The 5628-nt window shown below is 64.0% G+C and carries 2 protein-coding genes; one reads left to right on the top strand and one right to left on the bottom strand.

What is annotated here, in order from left to right; all coding sequences use genetic code 11:
- Positions 1 to 26: 26 nt before the first annotated feature.
- Positions 27 to 4178: a CheR family methyltransferase gene (locus AC3A6Y_RS34845; protein WP_487872766.1), complete on the bottom strand. Its 4152-nt coding sequence runs from the start codon at positions 4176 to 4178 to the stop codon at positions 27 to 29.
- 33 nt (positions 4179 to 4211) lie between these two features.
- Here AC3A6Y_RS34845 and AC3A6Y_RS34840 point away from each other — a divergent pair, with 33 nt between their 5' ends.
- Positions 4212 to 5309, top strand: coding sequence for a chemotaxis protein CheB (locus AC3A6Y_RS34840; protein WP_487872765.1), 1098 nt, complete (start codon positions 4212 to 4214; stop codon positions 5307 to 5309).
- The last annotated feature ends 319 nt before the right edge of the window (positions 5310 to 5628 follow it).

The following is a 5628-nucleotide window of genomic DNA, read 5'->3' as shown; positions in this document are numbered from 1 at the left end:
CTTCGCTGTCCAACAGATTTGGGGCTTCAAAGCCGTTCCATGGCGGTCTTCAGACGGGCGAGCGAAACCGGTTTGGAGAGGTGAGCATCAAAACCCGCTGCCAGGGCCGCGCGCTCGTCCACTTCCCGTCCATATCCGCTGATCGCTATGCTTTTGAACTGCTTCTCAGGCTGCAGCTTGCGTGCCCGCTTGATGAACTCCAAGCCCGACATCTCCGGCATTCCAATGTCGGACAAGACAAGGTCATAGTGCCCCGCTGCAAGCATGTCGAGAGCGGCAGATGCGCTGATGGCCGTATCGACCGTGGCGCCTTCCAGGCCAAGCAGAGCTGAGAACGTCACCAGGCTGTCCTCGTCGTCGTCCACCATCAGGATGCGGCGATGCAATAACGTGGATGGCGGCGAAGAGTCGGACCTGGAGCGCGCTTCGGCTGCCAGGGGAAGCCAGACAGTGAAGGTGGATCCTTGCCCTTCGCCAGGTGATGCCGCCTCGATGCGGCCCCGATGCGCCTGCACCAGTTCCCTGACCAGGGCGAGTCCGATTCCCAGTCCCGACCGGCGCGAGCCCAGTTGATCCGTCGCCGCGCCCTGGCTGAAGAGCTCGAACACGCCCGGCAAGACATCCGCGGATATGCCCACACCGGTGTCGGCCACCTCCAGCTTGGCCGATAGCCCTTCCGTAGACACCCTGATGCTGACACGTCCTCCTTCAGGAGTGAACTTCAACGCATTGCCGAGAAGATTCCAAACCACCTGTTCGATGCGCACAGGATCGCAATTGCAGAAGACAGGTTGTCGGGCCTGAACTTCGAGCGCTATGCCCTTGTCTTGGGCATCCGAAGCCATGGCGTGGCCGAGTTGCTGAACAATCTGAGCGACATCCGTAGCTTCGCATTGCAGCCGCATCTTTCCTGTCTGCACCCGTGAGAGATCAAGCAGGTCGTTGACTATCTTCTCCTGCGCCGACACGGCACGCATGATGGTGTGGCCGATTCGGCGCACCGTCGGTGATTCCCGGGCTTCGGGCAAGCGGGCCAGCAGCTCGGCGTTGACGTTGATCAGGTTCAAGGGTTGCTTCAGCTCGTGTGACATGACGGCAAGGAAGCGATCCTTCAGCTCCGATGCGTGCTTCATTTCGGCGGCCGAAAGTTGTTCGTTGCTCAACTCGGTTCGCTGCTGGAGCTCCAGCTCCTTGGCCGCCGAGACGTCGCGCGCAATCTTGACAAAGCTCACACCGCCGCCGCCGTGCAGCGGTGTCATGACGCCGCTGCAGAAAAAGGTCGTTCCGTCCCGTCGCAGATGCCAGCGTTCGTCCGAGGCGCGCCCGACGCGCGCGGCATCGTTGCGTTCACGCTCCGGCGCGCCTGCTGCCCGGTCCTCTGGAGTGAAGAGCACGTCGATTGATTTGCCAATGATCTCTGCCGGGTCATAGCCGAAGATTCGCTCGGCCCCTTGGTTCCATGTCGTGATCCGGCCCGCCGCGTCGGTGCTCACCACGGCAAAGTCCTTGCTCGTTGCGATCGCGTCGCGCAAACGCTCCTCCGTCAGGCGCACCCGATCTTCTGCATGACGCAGTTCCGTCACGTTGATGAAGGTCAGGACGGCGCCTCCGATCTTGTCCTGGCTCGTGCGGTAGGGCAGGATCCGGGCAAAGAAATGCTCGTCGTCGACGCTCGTGATGCTGCGCTCGACGGGGCGCAACTGCTTGAACACGGCGGTGGCATCCTCCACGATCTCGTCGTAGCGAAGCCGGCTCTTGACGTCCATCAAGGGCCTGCCGACATCCGATGGGATCAGTGCGAACAGCTTGCTGGCCTGCGGTGTGAAGCGCTTTACACACATGGCGGAGTCAACGAACACGGTGGCGATCTCCGACGCCTCCATCAGGTTGCGAAGGTCGTCGTTGTTGCGGCTGGCTTCCTCCACCTTCATGCGCAGTTCGAAGTTGACGGTGGTCAGTTCCTCGTTGAGCGACTGCAGTTCCTCCTTGCTGGTCTCCAGCTCTTCCTTGGCGGACCTCAGTTCCTCGTTGATGGCCTGGAGCTCCTCGTTGGAGGCCTTGAGTTCTTCGTTCGACGTGGCCGAACGGTCCAGCGTATCCTGAAGATGTGCCTTCAGCGATCGGTTTTCTTCTTCGAGACGCTGCATCGCCGCCCGGTAGGGAGCGCCGTCCGCATCGTTAGCGTTCGGCGGGCCGACGTTGCCTTCGACCAATTCCTCGAAGCGAACGAGCCAATGTCGAGGAAAGCCATCCGCGTCCTTGACCGGGTCGATCGTCAGCGCCAGAAGCGGCGCGTTGCTTCCTCCGTTTGCGCCGTCCCTGCGGAAGACGCTCCGCACGGGTTGCCGGGACTCGCCGGCACTGAACAGCGCGGCTCGCAGCTCCATCCGGATGTCGGGTGCCATATTGTTCAGGAGGTTTCGCGTCGGCAGGCCGTCGCCGAACGCGACGAAGCGGTTGGCCCCGTTGGAGACCCGTTCGATCTCGTGATCGGCATTGATCAGCACGCTCGGCGGCGACGAGGCCACCAGGGCACTTTCATGCAGGGCGGCTATCGGTTGGTCGGGGTACGCCGAGGCGCTTCGTTGCTCCTGTGCGCCGGCAATGGGTGCGGCAGCCGTGCCGGTGCTCACCAGCTGCGAAGGAATGCGCGTGCGCGCTGTCGCGGCTGCCTCGGGCCGAAGCCTATAGATCCGGTGCTCCTTGTTGATCGTCTCGAACAGTGTGCTCAGCGCATCGAGGGATTCCGCATTGCCGAGGAACAGGTAGCCGCCGGGCTTCAAGGCATAGGCGAACATCTCGAGCATTGTCGCTTGCGCCGTCCGGTCAAGATAGATCAGCAGGTTGCGGCAACAGATGAGATCGAGCCGAGAGAAAGGAGGGTCCCCGAGCGCGTTGTGCCGCGCGAAGACGATCATTTCCCGCACTGCGGTTCGCACGCGGTAGAAATCGCCCTCCTCCTTGTCGAAGTAGCCGAGCAGGCGAGACTCCGAGACATCGGCGGCGATATTCGCCGGATACACACCCGTGCGCGCGACATGGAGCGCCGCTTCGTTGATGTCGCTCGCGAACACCTGGATGCGCGGTGGTTGCGTCATCCGGTCGGCGTATTCCTGAAGCAGGATCGACACGGAATAGCTCTCCTCCCCCGAGGCGCAAGCCGCGACCCACACCCTCAGCTCCTCGCCTTCCGGAACGCCTTCCATCAAGTCCGGCACGACGTCGCGCTGCAGGGCGTCGAATGCCGCCGGGTCCCTGAAGAAGTTGGTGACGCTGATCAGCATGTCCGCCAGCAAGGGAGCGAGCTCCTCGGGGTTCTTCCGCACGTAATCGCGGTAGGCCTGGATGCTCGGCATTCGGGTCACCTGCATCCTGCGCTCGAGCCGGCGCATCACCGTCGCGCGCTTGTAGTGCCGGAAGTCGTGGCGCGTGCGAACCCGCAGCGCGGTGAGAACGTCGTGAAACGCCCGCTCGGCGGATGGCTCTTCGCCGGACCCTGCCTCCGTTGCCCCCGCGGCGTCCCCCTCCTGTGCCGTCGCATCCAGGATGCGTGGGAGTCTGGCGAGGTCCACCAGGCGCTTCCCGATCTCGACGGCCGGAAGGACAAGGTCGACCGACCCGGTGGCGATGGCCGCCCGCGGCATGTCGTTGTGCTCGCTGGCCTCGGGCGACTGGGCGATGGTGAAGCCACCGCACTCCTTCACATGGGCGATGCCCAGGGAGCCGTCGCGGCCCGTGCCCGACAGCACGATGCCAACGGCACGCTCCCGGTGCACCTGCGCCAAGGACCGGAAAAACAGGTCGATGACGGAGGAGGGCCGCTTGGTGGCTGCGGTGGCCGGCTGGACGTGGCCGTCCTCGGTGATCAGGTCCATTCCCGGCGCGATCACGTACACGTGACCTGCCTCCAGCGGCGTTCGCTCGGTGACCTGGCTCACGACCAGCGGTGTGACCCGCTGCAGGATCTCGACGGCCTTGCTCTCGTGATCCGGCGAAAGATGTAGCACGACCACGACCGCCATCGGGACGTCGTCGCCGGCCGCCTCCAGCAGCGCCATGAGCGCCCCGAGGCCGCCCGCCGAACCGCCGATGCCGACGACGATGGGGGGCTCGTGAACGTGGGGTCCCGCCGACTGCTTCTCGCCGCCGGGGGCGGTCTGTTGAGGATCTGAACGCATGGACGGAGTGGCTCTTCGGACAGGGGCTGATATTTGGAGTATCTTGCCCTTTTTGCGACGAAAAGTCCGGACGATGCTGCCGGTTCGGAGGGCAACGTGGAGATTGACAACCGGGTCATCGTCATCGGGGCTTCGGCCGGCGGGGTGGAGGCGTTCCTTCGCATCGCCGCTCGCCTGTCCCCGAACCTGCCGGCGCCGGTGCTCATCGTGCTGCACATCGGCGCGCATCGCAGCCATCTTCCCGAATTGCTGAACCGGAGCGGACCGAACCACGCGGTGCTGGCGCAGACGGGGATGCAACCGGTTGCCGGGATGATCTACGTGGCCCCGCCCGACCAGCACCTGCTCCTGGACGGCGGACTGCTCAGGCTCATCCGTGGACCCAAGGAAAACCACGCCCGACCGGCGATCAACCCTCTTTTTCGTTCGGCCGCGCTCGACAAGGGAGCCCGGGTCGTCGGCGTCGTGTTGACCGGCATGCTCGACGATGGGGCTGCAGGATTGCGCGCGATCAAGGCCTGCGGGGGGATCGCGCTCGTGCAGGATCCCGAAGAAGCCGCCGAGCCCAGCATGCCGCGCAGCGCGCTGGCGAGCACGGCCGTCGACCATGTCTTAAGGCTCGATGCCATGACCGATCTCCTGAACTCACTGGCACAACCCCTGGAAAACGCGCCGGCGACCAATGCGCCGGAGTGGCTGCGCATCGAACATGCGATCAGCCTGGGGAATGCAAACATGCAAGATCTCGATGCCATCGGCGTTCCCTCTAAATTCACCTGCCCGGAATGCGGCGGTGCGCTGTTCGAGCTCAAGGAGGGGAAACCGCTGCGGTTCCTCTGTCACACGGGGCACGCATTCAGCCTGCGGGGGCTGGCGTCGTTGCAAGAGAACGTGACAGACGAAACGCTCTGGTCCGCCCTGCGCGCACTGCAGGAGAAGGAAGCCATCCTGCGCCGGCTTGCACAGGTGCAGGCATCCGAGACTCCGGGCTCCGAAAGCGCCACCTTCGCCGAAGCCGAGAAGCTTGCGCAGTTCATCGTCGGGATGCGCGCCATCGTGAGGAGCGCGCCCCCCAGTGGCCCGGTCGACGGGTCCGAGTCCATGCCTGAGAAGCCCGGCGTGGAACGATAGGGGAGTCGCGCAGTGCAAAGGTCTTTGAGCAGCATGCAGAGCATGGCCAGTACAAGGCCTCATTGGCGCGAAACTTGGGGGCAAGAAATGAATGTCCGCTGCTGGACTGCCGAGGTCTAACCGGTGGATCGAAGGACTGTGGCCTACCGCATACGCCTGCTCGGCGCTTCGCACAGAACCATCGTGTCATAGGACTGCTTCTGGTCCGGTTGCCGCATCTCACCTACCGCGCCGATCGCGCTACTTCCCATTCGAACCCACCCGCCGCTGGACAGCTTGAAAGACAGGCCCCCGCCCAAGCTTCAAGGCCTGGCCGCGC

Source organism: Variovorax sp. Soil_C_17 (assembly GCF_057657265.1).
Note: the sequence above shows the minus strand (reverse complement) of the source record. Positions and strands in the feature narration are given on the sequence as shown.